We start from the raw sequence: 3,652 nt of genomic DNA on the forward strand, positions 1-3,652 counted from the left end.
TATGCGGACATCCGCATAGGTCGATGAGCTCGGCTATATGGAACTGGACCGCCGAGGCGCCGAACTCCTCTTCCAGGTCCTTACCGAAAGGGAAGAGAAGAACTCCATCGCGATAGCCTCCAACGAATCCTTCTCCGGCTGGACGAAAACCTTCACCGACCCGCGCCTCTGCGCCGCCATCGTGGACCGACTCACCTTCAACGGCACCATCGTCGAAACCGGCACCGACTCCTACCGCCTCGCTCACGCCATTGCCCAACAAGCCGCTAGCTAATCGCTGGACCCATGCCGGTTGCCGGGTTGCCGGTGTCTCCGCTCTCTAAGTGGGCCAGCCCTGAGGACAAGTGTCCACTGAGGGATCCTTTGCGGGACGCCACGAGGTGGCTAATTGCAGGGTGCCTGCCCAATCCCGAGCAGAGCAACGGCCGGTAAAACCACTTTTCCACCGCTAGTCAGGGGCGCGACAAGGCGCAAGTATTCGTGCCGCATTGTGGACTGCATCATCGGCGACTGGCTGGTTACGATTTTGCCGATTCCTCCCACGCCGCCGGCCGGTCCAGCCCACAAGTCTTCAGCCTCGATAGCGAAATCCCAGGAGAGAGTCTTCGTCTGCACCTCGTTCAGACCTGCACCCACCAGCAGTTCATTCAATCCCTGCTCGGTACGGTCGAAGTCCTTATCTGCTGGCAGTCTCTGCTGGCTTGGGGCTGCGGCCCCGCTGGCTTGCACCACGTCTGACCAGAGCCTATTTATGGCAGAGAGTTCAGAGGGCCATATCGTCACAGCGACGACGCCGCCCGGCCGACAGACCCGTTTGAGGTCAGCAACAGCGGCACGAGGGTCGCCGACGTGATTGACGACGAAGTTTGCCAGCACTGCATCAAAAGCATCTGGGGCGAGTGGTAAGTTCGGCAACCCGCCTAAGAGCAGCTGTGCCTGAGGAGCCGTTGTACGGGCTAAGGCGAGCATCTCGGCGTCAGGGTCGATGCCCGTTACCTCTGCCCCCCGACTGAAGGCTAGGCCCGTCAGGTTCCCGGGTCCACATCCAACATCCGCCACACGACAACCCGCGAACTCGCCCAATACCGCCTCTGCCGCGTCGAGCAACGGCACAATCGCCGCAGCGCACAGGTGCGCGAAACTCTCTGAGTAGGGGCGCGCCACGCCGGCCCAATTGCTAGCGCCCCTCTGGTCGGCACCAATGGTCGTCAATTTGTCTTCGCCCCCAACTATTTGGCATTCCTCTGTTCCAGTGTGGGCCATCATGGTTTGGACCTCTTGATTTCCGACTCACGCCTTGAACGGCGCGTCGCCTGACGAGTGCGCCCGGTGAAGGATCGGTCAGCGGACCGATTCCGAAGCGGACCTACTGCCGCGGAGCGAGCCGACCAGCGGGACCCTCGGTGTTAGCGGCCATGAAAAACTGCCCGTAGGCGGCCACGGAACTGCCCACTGACGGCCATGAAAACTGCCCGTCGGTGGCCATGAGATCTGCCCACTTCCTTACTGAACCTGACCGCTTAAGCGGCGGGAGCCTCTCCCCGGGGTTTGATGACGGTGTCTAGTCGCACCAAAGTCGCCCGGGAAGAGGCCCTAATGAAGTTTGACGGAGAAATCATGGAAATACTCGCTGCGTATGATCTGACCGGATCGTTGCGCGCCGCCGCGGAACTGACCGGCTGCTCGCACCACACAGTCGCCAGGCATGTTGCCGCCCGTGACGCTGGCCAGCCGATCGCCGAACCGGTCTACCGGGGCCGGGTCACCGATGCGTTCATGCCCAAGATCGAGGAGTGGATCGAGGCCTCCAAGGGCAAGATCCGCGCCGACAAAGCCCACGCGAAGCTTCTGGCCCTCGGTTATGAGGGTTCGGAACGCTCGACCCGCCGGGCCGTCGCGCAGGTCCGTGCTGCCTGGCGTCTTGGCCATGTCCGGGTGCACCGGCCCTGGATCACGGAACCGGGCATGTGGCTTCAGTACGATTTTGGCGACGGCCCGGTGATCGAGGGGAAGAAGACCGTTTTGTTCGTGGCCTGGCTGGCGTGGTCGCGCTTCAGGATTGTCATCGCGCTGCGGGACCGGACGGCGCCGAGCGTGTTCGCCGCGCTGGACCGCAGTTTCCGGGTCATTGGCGGTGCCCCAACGTATGTATTGACCGATAACGAGAAGACCGTGACGGTGTCCCATGTTGCCGGAGTCCCGGTCCGCAACCAGCAGACGGTCGACTTCGCCCGCCACTACGGGGTGACGGTGTTGACCTGCCAGCCGGCGGATCCGGCCTCCAAGGGCGGCGTGGAGTCCTCGGTGAAAGTCGCCAAAGCCGACATCGTGCCCAAAGACACCAACCTGCGTCCCGAATACGCTTCCTTCGACGAGATCGAGGCGGCCTGCCAGACGTTCATGGACGAGGTCAACCATCGTGAGCACCGGGCCACCCGCCGCAAACCCGCCGCAATGCTCACCGAGGAGGCGCCGCGGTTGCACCGGATCCCGGACACCGCGCATACCGTCGCGTTCGGGCTCTCCCGCACCGTCCCGGAGAACACGCCGATGGTCACCTTCGAGAACGGGCAGTACTCCGTCCCGGCGCATCTGCTCGGAGCCCGTGTTTTCGTCCGAGCCCACGGCGCCGGAGCCGACGAGCAAATCATCATCGTCCACCATGGCAGCCAGGGCCCGGTGGAAGTCGCCCGGCACCGGCGCGCCCGCCCGGGCAGCCCGGCGATCAACGACGCCCACTTCCCCGGCCACCGGCCCAGGATCCCGGGTGAATACACGGCGAAAGCCAGAACGGCCGCGGAGACGGAGTTCCTTAGCATCGGCGACGGCGCCCGCACCTGGCTGCTCGAGGCCGCCGCGGCCGGCACGGCCCGGATGAACGTGAAGATGGCCGAAGCAGTCGCCCTGGCCAAGATCGCCGGGCAGTCCGAAGTCGATCAGGCCCTCGGGACCGCGGCCATCCATGGCCGCTTCGCGAACAAGGACCTGGCCTCGATCCTGAACGCCGCAAGCACGCGCACGACCACCCATGCCGCCGGGGAGACCCGGTCTCTAACCCAAGGGACCGCTGCGTGGGCGGCTATCGGACGCCCACCCGCTGCCGCCAGTTCCGCCGGCACGCTGGGGGAAAGCACGTGAGCCCGGTCCCGGTCACCGCGCCCGCACTGCCGGCGGAGCTGGAAGCGCTGATGCGGCAGCTGAAGATGCCCCACGCACGGGCGCTGGCGCCGGAACTGATCGCGACCGCCCGCGCCCAGCGCTGGGAACCGGCCGAAGTCATCAAAGCCCTCTTCATCGAGGAAGTCGCCGGCCGGTCCCGGTCCATGCTCGCCACCAGGCGCAAGGCCGCAGGCTTCCCGACCGGGAAGACTTTCGACACCTGGGACCCTGACGCCTCCTCGATCCCGGCACCGACGCAGCAGGCGCTGCGGACGCTGGAATGGATCGGGCGGAAGGAAAACGTCGTGATCTGCGGCCCCTCCGGCACGGGCAAAACGTTCTTCCTCGAAGCCCTCGGGCAGCAAGCCGTCGAGGCCGGCCTGAGGGTCGCGTGGTTCCGGCTCGAGGACCTCGGCGCTCTCATGCGCGCTCACCGCTCCGATGACAGCGTCACCAAAGTCGTCGCCCGGATCCTGCGCGCAGATTTGGTGGT

General features: G+C 65.1%; 3 protein-coding genes and 1 pseudogene. 3 read left to right on the forward strand and 1 reads right to left on the reverse strand.

What is annotated here, in order from left to right; translation table 11 throughout:
• Positions 1-19: 19 nt before the first annotated feature.
• Positions 20-274: pseudogene (locus tag QK287_RS18260) on the forward strand (ATP-binding protein); the annotation flags it as partial.
• A 110-nt stretch (positions 275-384) separates the two neighbouring features.
• On the opposite strand, the gene QK287_RS18265 reads toward QK287_RS18260, so the two are convergent.
• A complete protein-coding gene (locus tag QK287_RS18265) occupies positions 385-1,266 on the reverse strand; it encodes a class I SAM-dependent methyltransferase (RefSeq protein ID WP_282361114.1) in 882 nt (293 codons plus the stop codon).
• 330 nt (positions 1,267-1,596) lie between these two features.
• Between QK287_RS18265 and istA the strand changes: the two genes are divergently transcribed.
• Positions 1,597-3,138, forward strand: a complete 1,542-nt coding sequence (istA, locus tag QK287_RS18270; protein WP_282361115.1) for an IS21 family transposase — start codon at positions 1,597-1,599, stop codon at positions 3,136-3,138.
• Positions 3,135-3,652: ATP-binding protein (locus tag QK287_RS18275; RefSeq protein WP_282361116.1), on the forward strand; the 518-nt coding region annotated here is incomplete at its 3' end. The genes istA and QK287_RS18275, both read left to right, overlap by 4 nt.

The sequence above is a fragment of the Arthrobacter sp. AL05 genome (assembly GCF_029960715.1).
Taxonomy (GTDB): domain Bacteria; phylum Actinomycetota; class Actinomycetes; order Actinomycetales; family Micrococcaceae; genus Arthrobacter.